A 17,611-nucleotide genomic window follows, 5' to 3' on the forward strand; every position below is an offset into this window, starting at 1 on the left:
TTCTTAGGCTTTCTGAAAAATATATATTTTAGAAATCACAAAGTGATTTCATCCTAACAATCTTATATAAACTCTCAGAATTTTATATAAAATTATACTTTTTACTAAAGATATAAAAATCTTATAATATATATATTATTAATTTTTTAATATATACTAAAAATATTTTCTAATAAAATAATAATGGTAACTTTAATAGCTACCATTATTATTTTAATTTATTTGAAAGATTTTATAGTTTTTCTTATTTTTCTTAATGCTTTTTTAGAACCTCTTTCAATATCTTTTTTTAACTTTCTTTCTTTAAATTCAATGAATAACTGATTTAAATCATAACCTTCTGGATAAAGTTCACTTGCCTTTAATTCTAATTTTATTCTTTTATAGTTAACTTCAATAAATTGATTATTAAATAATATAGTAACATTATTTAATCTATCTCTCTCCTTATACACAATAGCAGATTGATTATTGTCTAATAAAATAACTTTATCACCTACAGAATATTCATAAACTTCTTCCTTTTCTTGAAAATTCTTATTTTTTATAACTTTACTACCTTTTATTAATTTATAATTATAATTTTTATTATTCATATATTCCCTTGCTCTATAAATAATTGAATCATATAATCCCATTTTTCTAGAAATATATAAAGCATTGCTAGCACCTATTTTGCCTATACTAAGCTTATATAGTGGCTCTAAGCTTTCTCTTTCAAATTCCATAGCTGCATTTTCAAAATCAGGATGTTCTTTTGAAAAATTTTTTATTTCTCCATAATGAGTAGTCGCTATGGTTATGCAACCTTTATGATATAATTCTTCTAATATAGAAATAGCTATAGCAGACCCCTCATTAGGTTCAGTTCCACTACCAATTTCATCAAATAATAATAATGTTGATTTTGTACTTTCTTTAATTATTTCAACTAAATTTTTTATATGAGATGAAAATGTACTTAATGCATTTTCAACACTTTGATCATCACCTATATCAACAAATATTTTTTTAAATACTGAACACTCACTCCCCTCTTCTGCTCTTATATGAAAACCAGATTGTACTGCTAATGTTAATAATCCAATTGTCTTTAATACTACAGTTTTGCCTCCTGCATTTGGTCCCGTTATTATTAAACCTCTATAATTTTTACCAATCTCAAAATCTAATGGTACACTACAGTTAATAAGAGGATATTCTCCTTTTATTATTTTTACATAGCCATAATCATTTAGCTTAGGTTTAATTCCATTTATTGCTTTACTGTATTTAGCTTTTGCCCAAATCATGTCATATTCAGATATAACATCAATATTAATCTTTAAATCTTTTATTCTTTCAAAAATCATATCTGTTAAAGTAGATAATATTTTATATTCTTCCATACTTTCTTCTGACTTTAATACATCTAAATCTCTTGTATACTTTGAGATAACATTTGGTTCCATAAAAACAGTAGTTCCTTTTGAAGATGTTTCTATAATGCTTCCTCGAACTTGATTTTTATATGCTATCTTAATAGGAATAGTATATTTTCCATTACGCTTACTAATAAAAAATTCTTGAATATATTCTTTATTTTCACTATTTTTAAGGAATTTATCTAATTTTTCCTTTATTTTACCTTCACATATATCAATATGTCTTCTTATTTTTTTAAGCTCCTTACTAGCATTTGAATCAACTACACTTCCTTTAACTGATAGATTTATTTCATCTTCAATATATTTCAAATCAGAAATGTTTTGCTCGTAAGAACTTAATGTAGGGGCATATCCCTCTTTGTCCTTCATAAATACCTTGACTTTCCTACAGCCTCTTAAAAAATCCGAAATCATAGTCAAATCAGATACATCTAAAATTGCTCCCTTTTCTATTTTTTCAATAAAAGGTAATATATTAAAAATCCCATCTAGTGGTATATTATAAGAAGCATCTAATAATCTTCTACCTTCAGATGTCTCATTTAATCTTTGATTTACAACTTTTATATTATTACTCGGTTCTAATTTATCAATCAATCTTTTCCCTAATCCACTAACACAATATCCTTTTATTATTTCTTTCAACTCATAGTAATGTAATTTTTCTAATGTTACTTTATTCATACTAACATCCTTTCTCGAATTTTTTTACACTACAAGTCTACAAACTCTTGATAGATTTCTATTTTTATACAATAAAAAAAGCTATGGATACATCCACAGCTTAAAATTCAACAATTAATAAAGGTAATAAAATTACCTTCTAAAGTAAATTTGTGGACTCGTATCTTTAATAGTACAAATTAATTCCATAACAAATAAAAGGTCCAATTCACCTCTATTTTTTAGAATTAATATTAACTTAACTATTTTTAGATACTAAACACTCACAAAAATACCTCTCTTTTTTGAAATCTATCTTAAATATAATATACATTAAATATAATTTAATTGTCAATGTTATTATATATACTAACATAGTCTTTTGTTACACTTTTATATTGAACAATTTATTTTAAATTTAAAGATATTCTCAATATGAAAATATCTCTGTATTCATATATAATATATAATATCAATAAGTTAAAAATAATAACTATAAAAAGGAGTCAAGCTATGTTGAAATACAAATGTTTAGTACTTGATCACGATGATACAGTTGTTAGAAGTACACCTGAAATACACTTCCCAGTATTTAAAAATACATTATCTAAACTTCGTCCAAATACAAAAATAACTTTAGATGAATTTATGATGTATTGTTTTGATCCTGGCTTTAATTCTTTATGCTTTGATATTTTAAAATTTACAGATGATGAAATGAAGTATCAAGTTACTAAATGGAATGATTATGTCCAATACAATATCCCTTCTTTCTATAATGGTTTTGAAAGAATTATCCAAAGGCAGAAAGAAGAAGGTGGACTAGTTTGTGTTGTTTCTCATTCATATAGTAAAAATATAAACCGTGACTATTTAAAAAATTGTGGCATTATTCCAGATATAATATTTGGTTGGGAACGCTGTGAAGAGGAACGTAAGCCTAATCCTTATCCACTTAAAGAAATTATGCGTAAGTACAAACTTACTCCTGATGAATTAATAATGATTGATGATTTAAAACCAGGCCTTGATATGGCAAAGAGTTGTAAAGTTGATTTTGTTGGTGCTGGTTGGTCACATACAAATAAATTAATTATAGACTTTATGAAAAAAAATTGTGATTATTATTTCAATAAAGTTGATGACCTTGAAAAGCTTTTATTTGAATAATGTTAAATATTTAAACATATAATACAATTTTTTAAAATTTATTTTAGCAACAGTATGTTTCAATATATAATACAATACATAAATCTATTATAAAATAGTTTACTCTAATATTCTATTTATACTAAATATTATTAGAGTAAACTATTTTTATATTATAACATCATATTTTCGACTTCTTTTAATTCAGGTAAAGCTGATATTGCTCCACTTCTTGTTGTAGTAATAGCTCCTGCAGCATTAGCAAACTTAATGATTTCTTCAATTTCTTCTCTTGACATTTTTTTAATATCTAATAAGCTTTTTCCTTTCAACTTATAATGTAATGCCCCAAAGAAAGAATCCCCTGCTCCATTTGTATCTATTGCCTTAACTTTATAAGGTTTAACTAATCCATAAATATCGCCTTTTCTATAAAATGATCCTTTTTCTCCAAGTGAAATTAATATTAAGCTAGCACCATTTTTAGATAACATATTTGAACCTTGTATTAAATCTGTTTCATTAGTTAATAATTCTAGTTCTTCCTCTGAAACTTTAATAATATCTGCAAATTTTAATCCTTCTAACATCATTTCTTTTGCATATTTATTATCATCCCATAAAAGAGGTCTATAATTAGGATCATAACTTATAATTTTTCCCTTTCTCTTTGCATATTCAACAGATTTTAAAGTTGCTTCTTGTGAAGGCCCTTTAGTTAAAGATACAGATCCAAAATGAAAAATATTACACTGATCAATGACCCCCTTATTGACCTCATCATATTGTAGCATCATATCTGCTCCTGGATTTCTATAAAAACTAAATGAACGTTCCCCATTCTTATCTATATTTACAAAAGCTAAAGTTGTATTTACCTCATCAGTTCTTACTAATCCATTTATATTAATCCTTAAATTTTCAAGTGTTTCTTTTAAAAATTCTCCAAATGAATCTTGTCCAACTTTTCCTATAAAAGCTGTTTTTCCACCTAACTTACTATTTGCTGCTAAAACATTCGCTGGAGCTCCTCCTGCTTTTTGACAAAATACAGTATTACCTGAATCGTCTTTCCCACCAAATGTAAAATCTATTAATAATTCACCTATTGCAACTACATCAAACATTATTACTACCTCTCTTTTAACAACTATTTTTAAATTATTTCTATAAAAACTATAATTTTTGGCAAAATTCTATTTTCTCTTCTGATGGACCTTTTATCATAAAAAACTTAACACCATTTTTCCAAAAAGGTAAATATTGAATACTATCATGTAATAAACAATATCCGCTCCTTTTAATTTCTGCAAATAATTCTTCAATATTATCAACGCTTATAGCTATATGATCTATTGCACCTGATTTTCCAGCTACATTTAATGTTTCATAAGTTTCTAATACTATATCCTTTAATTCAAGAAATGCTACCTTTTCCTGTGCTTCTTCATTAAATGTTTCCATTAAAACTTTAAAACCTAAACTTTTATAAAATTCTTTAGTTTTTTCTATATTTTTAGTTGGAAGTCCTATATGAGCCATTCCTAGCATGTTCTCAGTCAATTTTCTAACCTTCTTTCTTGCTTGCCTTAACTATTGTCTATTTAGAGATTTTTACCACTGCTTTTACAATTTCAGCTTTATTGTTTATGCTATAATCCATTGCATTTTGAATATCATCAAATTCAAAAATATTTGTAACAATTCCCTTTAAATTTACTGCCCCACTTTCTACAGCTTTAATCGCCATTGGATAAATATGTCTATATCTAAATACAGTTTTAAATGTAATCTCTTTATCTAAAGCTAAACTCATTGGCATATTAATCATACCAGTTTTTCCATATCCAACCAATACTATGTTTGAACCTTTCTTAACCATACTAACTGCTTGTTGAGAAGTAATATCTGTTCCAGCTGTTTCAAATGCCAAATCACAGCCCTTGCCGTTAGTTAATTCCAAAATAGTCTTTACTGCATCTTTTTCTTTTCCATTTATTACAGCAGTTGCTCCTAATTCTAATGCTTTATCTAATCTATTTTTCATAATATCTACAACATATATTTCTGTTACTCCCATTGCTTTTAATGCAAGCATTGTAACAAGTCCAATACAACCTGCACCTAATACTACTGCACTTTGTCCTGCATGAGCATCTCCTTGTTTTGCTGCATGAAAACCTACAGCAAGTGGTTCTATTAATCCTCCTTCCATAGTACTTACATTATCAGGTAATTTAAAACAAAGGTCTGCTTCATGAGCTACATATTCTTGAAATGTTCCTCCAACTGGTGGTGTTGCAAAAAATATTACATCTGGACAAAGATTATATCTTCCTGTTTTACAAAATTCACAATGACCACATGTCTTTCCTGGTTCTAATGCTACTCTATCACCTACTTTTAGATGTGATACATTTTTACCAACTTCAACTACAACTCCACCTGGTTCATGTCCTAATACAAATGGTGGTTCAACTATATAATCACCAATTCTTCCTGTTTCATAATAATGAAGATCTGATCCACAAATTCCAACATAATCTATTTTCACAAGGACTTCATTATCTAATACCTTAGGTATTTCTCTTTCTTCAAAGCCCATTTTTCCAATTCCATTCATTACTGCTACTTTCATTTTTCCCTTCATCTTTAATCATCCTTTCAAATTTTCATATTATGCTATGTCTTAATATTGCTCATCATATTTTTCTTCTGAGCATATAAATATATTTCTAAAACATAGTCATTCATTTATAATTAATAATTCATCTATTTTTAGATAAAATATTTTTCTATTTAATTTTGATTTTCTATATCTTTAAATTTAAATATTATTGTTAATAAAAAACTTATTATAAAAGCAATTATGCATCCAAGTAGAAAACCTTTAAATCCCATTCCTAAAAAAACTGGTATTGTTCCTAAGCCTGGAAATGCAAAAGATATCGCACTTGAACCACTTGCTCCAACTATAGCACCACCTATTCCACCAGCTATACAAACAAAAAGTAATGGTCTTTTCAATAAAAGGTTTACACCAAATAATGCTGGCTCTGTTACTCCAAATATGGCTGAGATTGATGCCGATGCTGCTGCCGTCTTTAACTTTTTATTTTTAGTAATAAAAAATACTGCTAAAGCTGCCCCAGCTTGTCCAAAAAACAGCAGGCCCCATTAAAGCTAAAATTGTATCAGATCCATTTAAAGCAATATTATTAATTGCTAAAGGAACAAGACTCCAATGAAATCCAAAAATAACCATAGGTTGAATCAAAAATCCTAAACATGCTCCTGCTAAAATTGAATTTAATTCATAAATATTTGTGTATACATTTGCTAAAATATTTCCAATTACAGTTCCAATAGGTCCAAATATTATAAATGTTATTGGAACTACTACTAAAACAGAGCATAGTGGAGTAAAAAATTCTTTTACTACATTTGGTATAATTTTGTTAAAAATACATTCAACATAATGCAAAAGTGCAATTGCTAATATTATTGGAATTACACTTGATGAATAAGTTACAGAATTAATATTAATCCCTATAAAATCTACTATACTTTTCTCTTTAAATAAATTTGTTATATTAGGATGTAACATTATAACTGCTATAAAAACAGCTGTATATTTATTCGCTTTTAACTTTTTAGCACAAGTAAATGCTAAAAATACTGGAATATAATAAAAAAATGCATCTGCTATACCATTAAAAATTATATATGTATCACTGCTTGTTGATAGTATATTAGTAGCCTCTAATATGGCAACAATTCCTTTTAAAATTCCTGCGGCACTCATTACATTAATAATAGGTATAAACATACCCGATATAATATCTATAGCTTTCTGCAGTAAATCGTTTACTTTTAATACATAATTATTTGACATAATTCTTCCACTTCTTATTTTTTCAGTTCTCATTTCAATCCCCTTTGCCACTTACTTTTTAAATTAGTTTTATAAAAGTTATTTAATATTATATTAAAAACCTTTTCTTTATTTGTCAATAGTTTTTTATAAAATAATATTTATTATTCTTTAGTTACATTCCTAAAACCTTTTAAAGGCAACATTCTAAAGGTTACTAAAAAAAATTAGAATTTTTATAAAAAATAAAAAATAGCCATTATATATAATGACTATTTTCTTAAATTCTTCTATATTTTTAAATTTGCTTTATAAAATCTTCTATATGTAACAACGCTGCTCCTACTGCACTAGATTCTAATTTATAATGACAAACTCTTAAATACTTAGTATCTATTTCAAATGTATTATATTTAGATATACTTTTTTTAACTTCATCAATATATTCATCTAAATATGCTCCTACATATCCTCCTAATATAATATTACAATCGAATGCCATTCTTAAATTATTAATAACAATAGAAAGCTTATTAATATACTCTTTCCAAATTTCAACCTGTTCTTTATTATTACTATTAAGTAAAGTAAAAAATTCTGATAATTTTCCGTTAACACTATCTGACAAGACCTTAGCTGAACAATATGCATCTACACATCCTTTTTGTCCGCAATAACATTGTTTTCCATCTGGCATTATTACCATATGCCCAAATTCTCCAGCACGCTGAGTATCTCCAAGATACATTTTTTCATTATAATATATTGATCCTCCTACACTATTACTCAGTGAAAGATATATTATATTTTTTCCACTATCCTCATTCCATAGTTCTGCTTTTCCTGCTGCATTTGCATCGTTACAGAATATACATTCATAAGGTATATGTTTAATTAATTCTTCACACCTTGTATTTTTTATATGTAAAACTTGAGAATCCATTATTTCTTTCTTATCTAAAGAAATAATTCCAGGAATAGAAATTCCAACACCTAAGATTTTTGAATTTCTGAATTCACTATTTTCTATAAATTCACATAATATATCTGCGACACTTTTATAATATTTATGGCTATTTTCAAAGTGTTTTTCTATTCTTATGTTTTTTAAAATGTTTCCTCCTAAATCTACTAAAACTATACTTATATGATTTTGAGTAATATCAAGACCTGCCGAAATTCTTGAATCCTTCACACAGACTATAGCCTTTGCTTTTCTTCCACCAGTAGATTTAAATTCTCCATCTTCACTAATTAATCCTTCTTCTGCTAAAGTCTTTAAATGTTGAGCAATAGTAGGTAAGCTAACTCCCAAATTTTTAGCTATTTCCTGTTTTGATGTTTTTTTACTATTATATATAAATCTATAAATAGTATTTCTATTGTATTTTCTCACTTCTATATTAGTTGTTTTTTCATATAACATAAAAAATACTCTCTCCAATATCTTTTTACTTTAATATAAATTTTGCTTAATCAAAATAATATTTACAATAATATTTTAACATACAAACTTATAATAATATAATTACGTAATTTTTTAATATAATAATTTATTTTATCAAAATATAAAAAATAAAACATATTATTAAAATTATTTTTTATAAAACTTCTATTAACTAGGACAAAAATTATATACTTGCATATTATATATTATTGAGATATTTATTAAATAGATAAATGGAGGAATATATTGTGAATACTAACAAAGGATTAAATGTAGAAAATACAAATGATTGTGGAACTTTACAACAAGAGACTTGTGCAACTGTTGCTACTCAAATAGAACCATTAACTGAACAAACTGCTGTGACTCCTGCTATTATTCCAGCAGGACCTGTATTTCTTAAGCTTCCTGTTGTATTAGCAGAAACAAATATAACAATTCCTGTTGAAGCTACTATAACATTAGATCAAGCTGCTATAGAAATTAAAAGAATCAAAAAAAATGTATTTTTGACTCAATCTCGTCTTATTCCATTTTCTTCAACTGACGCAACTCCTAATACTGGAATATTATTTATAGCAGGTTTTATAAGAAAAAATATTGAATATGCTACTCAAACTTGTACTGCAACTGATAGTCCAAATCTTTGTGGAGATATAAGACATTGTACAGTTGAAGTACCTTTTAACTTTACTACTAGAATTACTTTTATTAGACCACCTGTTTTAGCTGAAAATACTATTCCAAGTGAATTAGAATATTTCACTGATACACTTAGAGGTTGTGATATTTGTGCAGATCCAGTAATCGGACGTAATCCTTGCGATCAAAGTTTCTCATTTACAGAAGTCTTTAATGAAAAACCTTTTACTGAATTAGTAAATGCATTTGTTACTGAGGTTGATATTCACACAAATCCAACTACTAATTGTAATCTTCCTACAGAACAATCATTCACAACACTTACTGAAAAATTGGTTGTTAATTTAACACTAAAAGTATTACAACAACAACAAGTAAGAGTTGCAGCTATAGGATTATAAAAGATTTTAGAAATTAATTGAAATTTTAATATAAAGTACTCTCTCAGAATTATATATTAAGTACTATCTTACAGACCTAAAACTTACTAAGAGAGTTTTAGGTCTGTTTTAAAATAGGAGGATAAATTATGACAAAAATGCACTGCTCAAGACAATATTATAATCAACTTAAAGCAAAGCAGTATGAAGAATATCTTAAAAGAAAGAATCAATATTATTCATATAAATATAATACTCATATAAATCAAAATAATAGGGGTAATATTAAGATTTGCAAAACAACTGTTTCTTCTGAAACATTGCCTATTTGTGAAAACATCCCTCATGCATCAGATACAGCTACTTTACCTATAACTGTAAATATCCCAGTAGTATTAACAGAATGTAATATAACTATAACTGTTCAATCTGTACTTAAACTAGATGATAATATATTAGAAATTAAACACATTAGAAAAAATGCTTATTTAAATCAGTGCAAACTTATTCCAAATTCTGAAAATGACAATCCCAATACTGGAATATTGTTTCTATCCGGTTTTATTCGAAAGAACATAGAATACTCTACTAATGAGTATAATTTTATGGGAGTATTCAATGGAAAATTGAAACATGTTACAGTTGATGTTCCTTTTAAATGTACTACTAGAGTTATATTTAAAACTCCACCTAAGTTTAAAATAAATACTTATCATGATAAATCTGAAATATTACAAACGAACCTTGGAGTATGCAAACCTTATAAAGAAGATATGAACGGAAGAAATTTACAAGAGCAAAACTTTAGATCAATTCAATTTTTTAATGAAAAAGTATTCTGTAAATTAATTAGTGCTGAATTTCTTGAATCAGCTGTTCTTGAAAATACAACAAATAAAAAGAGTAAACATCATAATGAACAAACATTTCACGATATTAATGAAAAAGTAGTGTTATTTTTAACACTAAAATTATTACAAAAACAAAATGTCATAATTTCAAACTAAAGCAATGTTCCATATATTTTATGGAACATTTATTTTCATAAATTAATTTTTATGTTTTGGATAGTACTTATCATACTTATAAAACAAAATATTCTATAAATTATACACAGATTATTTAGCAATATAAGTTCATAAAAAAAGCCGTAGCACAACGTGCTACGACAATTCTGGCAGGGGCACTAGGATTTGAACCCAGAACCAATGGTTTTGGAGACCACTACTCTACCGTTGAGCCATACCCCTTCAAAGACAATAATTATTATATAACACAATTATAAAAAAATCAACTATTTTCTACAATTAAATCTGTTAATACTTCTACATTATATAAAATTAAGTCATCAAAAGACATATTGCCATCATATTTCCATAAATTCACCACTGAATATTTAGATAAATCCATACTTGTTTGCTCTGTTCCATCTTTTAATATAACAAGTTTATTTTTATCCAAATTATTAATTTTTATGAATTCAGATATTTCACGATTATCAAGTTTTAATACATTTAACCCTAAATCTTTAATTAAATAATCAAAGTTATTATTTAATGTTAAAAATGTATAGCTATTTAAACTTTCTATTTTTTTTGAATAAACATCTATTTTATCATTTAATTCTTTTATTGCATTATTATAGTTTTCTTCATAATATTCTCTATTTTCTGGATCTCTATCTTGGATTGCAGCTTTAACATTATATAACGCTATTTTATAAGCTTCTATTCCTTCAAAATAATAAGGATTTTCCTTTGATGACCCATTTACATCATAATTTAAAAGTCTCATTCCTCTAGATAGATTTATTATTCCAATATTACCTTTTTCAAGTTCACCAATAAAGCTATTTGCCCATGGTTCAAATGTTGTACCTGTGTATATAAAAAGATCCATATTAGACACATTTTCAATAACATCTTTATTATATTTAAATTCTTTAATATCGTTCTCATTAGAAAACATATATTGTACATTATGCTTATCTTTTACGATTTTTTTCACCATTTGATACTGTGGTTTGTTAACTGTTATTATATTTAAATACTTATCTCTCAAAATTTTTGGATTATTTTCAGTATTCGCTAACAACGGATTAGAAAATAAACCTATTCCTAATGAAAAAGCAATTGTTATTATAATCATAACAAATGTTATCTTTTTCAAATTATTCACCTCCGAAAATTTCTTAAATTCTCTTTATTTTAATATATATGTTCTAAATTATAAAAAACTTGTTACCTATTATATTTATATTAACGAACAAACTTTATTGAAATTTATATAATTATTAAAAAATTAATATAATTTTTAGTTATTATATTAAAATATAATAATACATTACATATTCTATTATACCAATTAATAAAAAAAAATGTATACAAAATTATTACAAAATTTATATTACAATTCTTTTATAATTATAATAATTGAATTTTAGTTATAATTAAAGTGGAAATTTTCTTTAATTTTACTTTGCTTTTATTATAAATGTTAGTTATAGCTTTGCTTTTATAAAAAAAATTGGATAAAATAAAAAGATGATATTAATTATATATTTTATATACTCACTTAGAAAGGAGTAAGTAATTAAATGGAATTTAATGTTTATAGTATAGATGATACTACTAAATTAGGAAAAAAAATAGGTGAATCAGTGAATTCCGGTGACATAATTTGTTTAACTGGAGATTTAGGCACTGGTAAAACACATATTACAAAAGGTATAGCACTTGGATTAGATATAAAAGATGATATTACAAGTCCAACATTTACAATTGTAAATGAATATGAAGATGGTAGATTAAAATTAAATCATTTTGACGTTTATAGAGTAAATGATCCAGATGAAATTTATGCAATTGGATTTGATGATTATATTTTTTCTGAAAGTGTTTCTATTATTGAATGGGCAAATTATATTGAAGAAATTCTACCAGATGATTTTTTACATATAAATATAGAAAAAGATTTAAGTAAGGGTGATGATTACAGAAAAATAACATTAACACCTTATGGTAAGAGATATGAATATATTAAGGAGTTGGAATTATGATTATATTAAGTGTAGATTCATCTTCAAAAGTTGCTACTGCGGCTTTAATGGATGAAGATAAATTATTAGGAGAAATCACATTAAATGATAAAAAAGAACATTCTGTTGTATTGATGACTATAATTCAAGATCTATTGAAAAGTAACAATCTAGATATTGATGATATTGATGGTTTTGTTGTTTCTAAAGGCCCTGGATCTTTTACAGGATTAAGAATAGGAATGGCTACTATTAAAGGTTTAAGCTTTGGAAGTAATAAACCTTATGTTAGTATCTCTAGCTTAGATGCTCTTGCATTTACTGTAGCTTCATTTGATGGAATTATCTGCCCTATAATGGATGCACTAAGAAATAATGTATATACTGCATTATATAAAAGTTGTAATGGTGAATTAGAAAAAATTATGGATTATTCAGCTATTGATATTAACGAGTTAGTTGATATTCTTAATGCTAAAGGTGAAAAAGTTATGTTTATTGGAGATGGTGTACCAAATAATAAAGAATACTTATTAGAAAATTGTTTGAATTGTAATTTTCCATCAAATCATTTAAACATAATAAGAGCTTCTTCTTTAGGAGAATTAGGAATAAAAATATTAAAAAATGGTGACTACGATGATTCTAATTCTGCTCCATTTTATCTAAAAAAGCCACAAGCTGAAAGAGAATATGAGCAAAGGATGAAACTAAGTAATGCAACTACAAACTAGTTTATTAAATGAAGAGGATATTGATGAGGTATTAGAAATTAGTTCTTTAAGTTTTTCAGTTTGTTGGAGTAAAAAATCTTATTTAGATGAATTATCTAATCCTTTAGCTAATTATATTGTTGCAAAGATTGATAACAAAGTTATAGGTTTTGCTGGTGCTTGGCTAATACTTGATGAAGCACATATAACTAATATTGCAGTTCATCCTAAGTATAGAAAACAAAATGTCGGTTCTGAATTATTAAAAGCTTTAATTGATTATACTAAAAATAAAGGATGTAAATCATATACTTTAGAAGTACGTGCAGGAAATATTATTGCTCAAAACTTATATCATAAATTCGATTTTAGAGAAAATGGTATAAGAAAAAATTACTATGAAGATAATAAAGAAGACGCTATAATAATGTGGCGTATAGATAAAAAACAGTAAGAATTTTTTAATCCTTACTGTTTTTCTATATAAGTTTCTCACTATAGTGAGTAATAGTACTATTTATATTAATAAACAAACTTTATTGAAACTTATATATTATTGTATTATTGTATTTTTATTATTTTCTTTACTTCCAAAATTAGAATCAACTTTAAAAATAGAAACTGATACTTTTTTATATAAAATATATGTTAATACTGAAACTAAAATTGCTTTTATGCCATTAAAAGGTAGCAATCCCCAAGTAACATATTTTAATAATTCAGCACTTTCTAAATGCATTCCATATGCCGGTAATAGTAAGTATACATTAGCTAATATTCCTACTATTTGAATACAAGCACTACCTAAAATCATCCCTAATAAGGCAGTTTTTTTACTCTTATTTCTATTATACACTATACCCGCTGGTAATATTAATGATACTCCTATTAAAAAATTTGCAAGTTCTCCTACAAAACCACTCTGACTCCCTTTTATCAATAATATCAATATATTTTTTATAAATTCTATTAATACTCCTACTAATGGTCCAAATCCAAAGGCTCCAAGTAATGCTGGTACATCACTTAAATCTATTTTAAGCCATGGGAATATTGGAATCACTGGAAATTCAAAATACATAAGTATAAGTGCTATTGCTGATAATAAAGAAATTTTAATTAATTTGTTTGTGTTTTTATTCATTTTTCGCCTCCCAAAAGATTATCTCCTCGGTGTAGCTTATTAGGCTTATAATTTTAACATCTTATTAGCTTTATATAATTCTTTTTTATTCTTTAGGTTTTATTTTTTAATCTTTAAGCAAAATATAATCTAAATTATCCACAGATTTAAAAATAATTTTAAAAATTTTTATTTTTTGTATAACTGGTCTAAAGAATAAAAAAACCCTGATGTAAAAACATCAGGGCATGTACTCAAACAAATAAGAATATAAAACTCTTAATTCCTAATAGGTTACCTTCTTTCATCCAGACTATACTGTTGGCTTCGGAATTACACCGAATCTGCTTAAACTAAGCTCGCGGGCTGTACCGCCAGTAGGGATTTTCACCCTGCCCTGAAGATATATTTTTAATTTTCATTACATTTTTATTATATAACTTTGTTATTATTTTGACAATACTTATATATTAATTAAAATTTTCTCATTTAAATGTAGACTCTCTTTTAAATGAATCTTTATACTACAATATAAACACTACTTTAAAACATAGCGTAATTTTAAAATAATAACTTATTTTTATTATTCAGTTATATTTACCATCCATTTCTTAGAATACATTAATTTAAGTCCAATTATTAATCTTGCAAGTTCCTCACTTGATAATAGTAAGTAAACCCATTGTATAGGTAATTTAAAAACAAATGCTGCTATAAATCCCATTGGAACACCTATTCCCCAAGTTCCAAACATATCTAAATATAAGGTATATTTAGTTTGTCCACCACTTCTTAAAATACCTCCTCCAATAATCATATTTGAAACCTTAACCCATAATACTATTGAAAACATTATTAGAAGTTTAATTGTATAATCCTTCAAATCATCAGATATATTAAATATAACTACATATAATTTAGATGATATTACTAATAAAACTCCAAAAATCATTGAACCAACAAAACCTAGCTTAACAAATTTTTTCGAATATTTAAAAGCCTGTTCATTCTCATTCTTACCTAATTTATTTCCTACCATAATTCCTGCTGCAACACTAACCCCTGAGAAAAAGCCTATACTTAAATTTTGTATTGGATATGTTAATGTCATTGCAGCAACTTCCGATGTACCCATTCTTCCATATACAATAGAATACATTGTTTCTCCTACTGCCCATAAAAATTCATTTATTAATATTGGAGTACTTATAATCATTATTTTCTTTATAAATTCAACTGATAAATCAGATATTTGTTTTAATTTAAACGCTCCTGGATATTTTTTAGCATATACATAAATAACAATAATTAAAATTTCTATAGTTCTAGTTATAGTTGTAGCATATGCAGTCCCCTGTACTCCCATCTTATTAAATCCTAATTTACCAAATATAAAGATATAATTTAAAAAAGTATTCATTACTATTCCAAATATTCCTGCAAACATTGGCAACTTAACATGTTCTGTACTTCTTAAAACTGATGAATACATAGTAATTAAAAGTATTGGTATATATCCAACTGCAGTAATTCTAAGATACTCGCTTCCTAATTCTATTATTTGTATATCTTTTGTATAACAAGCTAGAACTTGATGTGAAAAAAACAATGAAAGTATTAAAAATATTAATGTTATAGCAAGTCCAATAAATAAATTCCCTCCAAATGAACGAGCTATATTCTCCTTATCTTTTTTACCCCAAAATTGAGATACCATAATAGAAGTTGCTCCACCAATAGCATTTAAAGTTATTATAAAGATATTAGGAAATCTAGATCCTAAACCTACAGCTGCTATCGCATTTTCTCCAAGTTGTCCAACCATAATTTGATCAATAATGCTCAGAGAAGCTTGAAATAAACTTTGAATAGACACTGGTATTGCAATTGCTAACATAGCACCTAAGTATGTATTATTATTAAATATTTTCTTGACCATTTTTTATCCTTCTTCCCCTTTTATATTAGTAGTACTTATTGTACTACTAATATAATAAAACGCTCCTCTTAATATGTCAATATTTTGAATCTAAATTTTTACAAATTTATTTTAATAAAATATAAAAACTGTCTCAAAAACATAAAAGCTGCCTTAAGAACATAAAAATGTTTTTAAGACAGCCATCATTTAAAATAGTAAATTAATTATATTTCATTGTTTAAGATACAATCAAAATTATAAAAATGTGAATTATGTTATTTATTTTAATGTACCTAATATCTTTTTATCTTTCTTTTCTTTATAAACTAAAAATATTCCTAAGCATACAAGTATTAATGCTATTAATATTTTAATATCAAAAATATTTTCTCCAAGAAATATTGCAGATAATAATGCTCCGAATACAGGTACTAAAAAATTAAAAACTGATATTACTCCAACTTTATTATATTTTAATAATTGTGTCCAAACAGCAAATGATACTGATGATAATAAAGCCATATATAACAATAATATTATAGAATTAAAAGTAAATCCTATTAATTTTCCACCCAAAATACTGCCTAAAATTATTAATATAACTCCACCTATAAATAATTGATAACCTGAAACTATAGAAGCATCTTTATTTTGAGTAATCTTTTTCCCATATATTGCAGAAGTTGCAAAAATAATTGCTGCAATCATCATAAAACCTTCCCCCTTAAATGTGAAAGAATTTCCTACAACTGATTGTCCATTTAAATTAACAATAACTACTCCAAAAAATCCTATAATACAACCTAATATTTTATTAAAACTTAGTTTGTCATTTTTGTAAATAAAATGTGCTAAAATAATACTCACAAAAGTACCTGTTCCGTTGATTATAGAACCTCTAACACCAGTAGTATAAGATAACCCTACATAAAAAAATATATATTGAAGTGCTGTTTGCATTGAACCAAGCAATGTTATTTCTCCAAATTGTTTTATAGAAAAATTAAATATACTTTTCTTTTTTAACCTTTCTAATAATAAAACTAGTATTCCTGCTAATGCAAATCTATATCCAGCAAATATAAGTTTAGATCCTATATCATTTGAATTTATATTAAATAGTGAATATCCAACTTTTATTGCTGGATAAGCACTTCCCCATAGTATGCAACATAATGTTGCTAATAATACAATGTTTCTTCTATTGGTATAAAATGTATTTTTATTCATTTAAT

17 protein-coding genes, 1 tRNA gene, 1 pseudogene and 1 riboswitch are annotated in these 17,611 nt (G+C 25.8%); of the genes and pseudogenes, 6 read left to right on the forward strand and 13 right to left on the reverse strand.

The features are described 5' to 3' along the window. Positions 1 to 218: 218 nt before the first annotated feature. Entirely contained in the window at positions 219 to 2,111 is a 1,893-nt protein-coding gene (locus KYD98_RS01970) for an endonuclease MutS2 (RefSeq protein ID WP_219777906.1), read from the reverse strand. A 492-nt stretch (positions 2,112 to 2,603) separates the two neighbouring features. Between KYD98_RS01970 and KYD98_RS01975 the strand changes: the two genes are divergently transcribed. Then, positions 2,604 to 3,260: an HAD family hydrolase gene (locus KYD98_RS01975; RefSeq protein ID WP_258049574.1), complete on the forward strand. Its 657-nt coding sequence runs from the start codon at positions 2,604 to 2,606 to the stop codon at positions 3,258 to 3,260. Positions 3,261 to 3,412: 152 nt separating this feature from the next. Here KYD98_RS01975 and KYD98_RS01980 read toward each other — a convergent pair whose 3' ends face one another. From KYD98_RS01980 to KYD98_RS02000, 7 genes and pseudogenes are all read right to left on the reverse strand, one after another. Further along, positions 3,413 to 4,366 (reverse strand): carbohydrate kinase family protein, encoded by a 954-nt coding sequence (locus KYD98_RS01980; RefSeq protein ID WP_219777907.1) that lies wholly within the window; start codon positions 4,364 to 4,366, stop codon positions 3,413 to 3,415. Positions 4,367 to 4,415: 49 nt separating this feature from the next. Next, positions 4,416 to 4,802, reverse strand: coding sequence for a VOC family protein (locus tag KYD98_RS01985; protein ID WP_444546594.1), 387 nt, complete (start codon positions 4,800 to 4,802; stop codon positions 4,416 to 4,418). A gap of 37 nt (positions 4,803 to 4,839) precedes the next feature. Further along, entirely contained in the window at positions 4,840 to 5,889 is a 1,050-nt protein-coding gene (locus KYD98_RS01990; RefSeq protein WP_219777908.1) for an NAD(P)-dependent alcohol dehydrogenase, read from the reverse strand. A gap of 149 nt (positions 5,890 to 6,038) precedes the next feature. After that, a complete protein-coding gene (locus tag KYD98_RS18055) occupies positions 6,039 to 6,266 on the reverse strand; it encodes a hypothetical protein (protein WP_258049575.1) in 228 nt (75 codons plus the stop codon). Between the two features lie 24 nt (positions 6,267 to 6,290). Continuing rightward, a pseudogene (locus KYD98_RS18060) lies at positions 6,291 to 6,410 on the reverse strand (hypothetical protein); the annotation flags it as partial. Then, the gene (locus KYD98_RS01995; RefSeq protein WP_258049576.1) at positions 6,358 to 7,167 is read right to left on the reverse strand and encodes a PTS transporter subunit EIIC; all 810 of its coding nucleotides are present in this window, start codon (positions 7,165 to 7,167) and stop codon (positions 6,358 to 6,360) included. The gene KYD98_RS01995 and the pseudogene KYD98_RS18060, both read right to left, overlap by 53 nt. Positions 7,168 to 7,411: 244 nt before the next feature. Continuing rightward, entirely contained in the window at positions 7,412 to 8,539 is a 1,128-nt protein-coding gene (locus KYD98_RS02000) for an ROK family transcriptional regulator (protein ID WP_219777909.1), read from the reverse strand. Between the two features lie 269 nt (positions 8,540 to 8,808). Between KYD98_RS02000 and KYD98_RS02005 the strand changes: the two genes are divergently transcribed. Both KYD98_RS02005 and KYD98_RS02010 read left to right on the forward strand, forming a co-directional pair. Continuing rightward, positions 8,809 to 9,603, forward strand: coding sequence for a CsxC family protein (locus KYD98_RS02005; protein ID WP_373368717.1), 795 nt, complete (start codon positions 8,809 to 8,811; stop codon positions 9,601 to 9,603). Positions 9,604 to 9,731: 128 nt separating this feature from the next. Further along, positions 9,732 to 10,589, forward strand: coding sequence for a CsxC family protein (locus KYD98_RS02010; RefSeq protein WP_219777911.1), 858 nt, complete (start codon positions 9,732 to 9,734; stop codon positions 10,587 to 10,589). A gap of 168 nt (positions 10,590 to 10,757) precedes the next feature. On the opposite strand, the gene KYD98_RS02015 is transcribed toward KYD98_RS02010, so the two are convergent. Together KYD98_RS02015 and KYD98_RS02020 are read right to left on the reverse strand one after the other, a co-directional pair. Further along, a tRNA-Trp gene (locus KYD98_RS02015) sits at positions 10,758 to 10,832 on the reverse strand. A gap of 40 nt (positions 10,833 to 10,872) precedes the next feature. After that, entirely contained in the window at positions 10,873 to 11,751 is an 879-nt protein-coding gene (locus tag KYD98_RS02020; RefSeq protein WP_219777912.1) for a metal ABC transporter substrate-binding protein, read from the reverse strand. A gap of 427 nt (positions 11,752 to 12,178) precedes the next feature. Between KYD98_RS02020 and tsaE the strand changes: the two genes are divergently transcribed. From tsaE to rimI, 3 genes are read left to right on the forward strand one after another with little or no spacing between them, the layout of a single operon-like run. Beyond that, the gene (gene tsaE / locus KYD98_RS02025; RefSeq protein ID WP_219777913.1) at positions 12,179 to 12,640 is read left to right on the forward strand and encodes a tRNA (adenosine(37)-N6)-threonylcarbamoyltransferase complex ATPase subunit type 1 TsaE; all 462 of its coding nucleotides are present in this window, start codon (positions 12,179 to 12,181) and stop codon (positions 12,638 to 12,640) included. After that, positions 12,637 to 13,353, forward strand: a complete 717-nt coding sequence (gene tsaB, locus KYD98_RS02030; RefSeq protein WP_219777914.1) for a tRNA (adenosine(37)-N6)-threonylcarbamoyltransferase complex dimerization subunit type 1 TsaB — start codon at positions 12,637 to 12,639, stop codon at positions 13,351 to 13,353. The genes tsaE and tsaB overlap by 4 nt, the downstream gene beginning before the upstream one ends. Further along, complete coding sequence (gene rimI / locus KYD98_RS02035; protein WP_219777915.1) at positions 13,337 to 13,786, forward strand: ribosomal protein S18-alanine N-acetyltransferase; 450 nt, start codon at positions 13,337 to 13,339, stop codon at positions 13,784 to 13,786. The genes tsaB and rimI overlap by 17 nt, the downstream gene beginning before the upstream one ends. A 99-nt stretch (positions 13,787 to 13,885) precedes the next feature. Here rimI and KYD98_RS02040 read toward each other — a convergent pair whose 3' ends face one another. The 3 genes from KYD98_RS02040 to KYD98_RS02050 all read right to left on the reverse strand — a co-directional run bounded on the left by KYD98_RS02040 (position 13,886) and on the right by KYD98_RS02050 (position 17,606). Then, complete coding sequence (locus KYD98_RS02040) at positions 13,886 to 14,476, reverse strand: ECF transporter S component (protein ID WP_219777916.1); 591 nt, start codon at positions 14,474 to 14,476, stop codon at positions 13,886 to 13,888. Positions 14,477 to 14,747: 271 nt separating this feature from the next. Next, positions 14,748 to 14,864: riboswitch (FMN riboswitch) on the reverse strand. A gap of 174 nt (positions 14,865 to 15,038) precedes the next feature. Beyond that, entirely contained in the window at positions 15,039 to 16,394 is a 1,356-nt protein-coding gene (locus KYD98_RS02045; protein ID WP_219777917.1) for an MATE family efflux transporter, read from the reverse strand. A 261-nt stretch (positions 16,395 to 16,655) separates the two neighbouring features. Next, a complete protein-coding gene (locus KYD98_RS02050; RefSeq protein ID WP_219777918.1) occupies positions 16,656 to 17,606 on the reverse strand; it encodes a DMT family transporter in 951 nt (316 codons plus the stop codon). Between the last annotated feature and the right edge of the window lie 5 nt (positions 17,607 to 17,611).

The organism is Clostridium weizhouense (assembly GCF_019431045.1).
Taxonomy (GTDB): domain Bacteria; phylum Bacillota; class Clostridia; order Clostridiales; family Clostridiaceae; genus Clostridium; species Clostridium weizhouense.

Bases quoted from the DNA above. Each gene is read 5' to 3' on its own strand.
- KYD98_RS02045 (WP_219777917.1), bottom strand. From the start codon at position 16,394: ATGGTCAAGAAAATATTTAATAATAATACATACTTAGGTGCTATGTTA.
- KYD98_RS02000 (WP_219777909.1), bottom strand. From the start codon at position 8,539: ATGTTATATGAAAAAACAACTAATATAGAAGTGAGAAAATACAATAGA.
- KYD98_RS02040 (WP_219777916.1), bottom strand. From the start codon at position 14,476: ATGAATAAAAACACAAACAAATTAATTAAAATTTCTTTATTATCAGCA.
- KYD98_RS01975 (WP_258049574.1), top strand. From the start codon at position 2,604: ATGTTGAAATACAAATGTTTAGTACTTGATCACGATGATACAGTTGTT.
- KYD98_RS02010 (WP_219777911.1), top strand. From the start codon at position 9,732: ATGACAAAAATGCACTGCTCAAGACAATATTATAATCAACTTAAAGCA.
- KYD98_RS01990 (WP_219777908.1), bottom strand. From the start codon at position 5,889: ATGAAGGGAAAAATGAAAGTAGCAGTAATGAATGGAATTGGAAAAATG.
- KYD98_RS02050 (WP_219777918.1), bottom strand. From the start codon at position 17,606: ATGAATAAAAATACATTTTATACCAATAGAAGAAACATTGTATTATTA.
- tsaB (WP_219777914.1), top strand. From the start codon at position 12,637: ATGATTATATTAAGTGTAGATTCATCTTCAAAAGTTGCTACTGCGGCT.
- KYD98_RS01995 (WP_258049576.1), bottom strand. From the start codon at position 7,167: ATGAGAACTGAAAAAATAAGAAGTGGAAGAATTATGTCAAATAATTAT.
- KYD98_RS01970 (WP_219777906.1), bottom strand. From the start codon at position 2,111: ATGAATAAAGTAACATTAGAAAAATTACATTACTATGAGTTGAAAGAA.
- rimI (WP_219777915.1), top strand. From the start codon at position 13,337: ATGCAACTACAAACTAGTTTATTAAATGAAGAGGATATTGATGAGGTA.
- tsaE (WP_219777913.1), top strand. From the start codon at position 12,179: ATGGAATTTAATGTTTATAGTATAGATGATACTACTAAATTAGGAAAA.
- KYD98_RS01980 (WP_219777907.1), bottom strand. From the start codon at position 4,366: ATGTTTGATGTAGTTGCAATAGGTGAATTATTAATAGATTTTACATTT.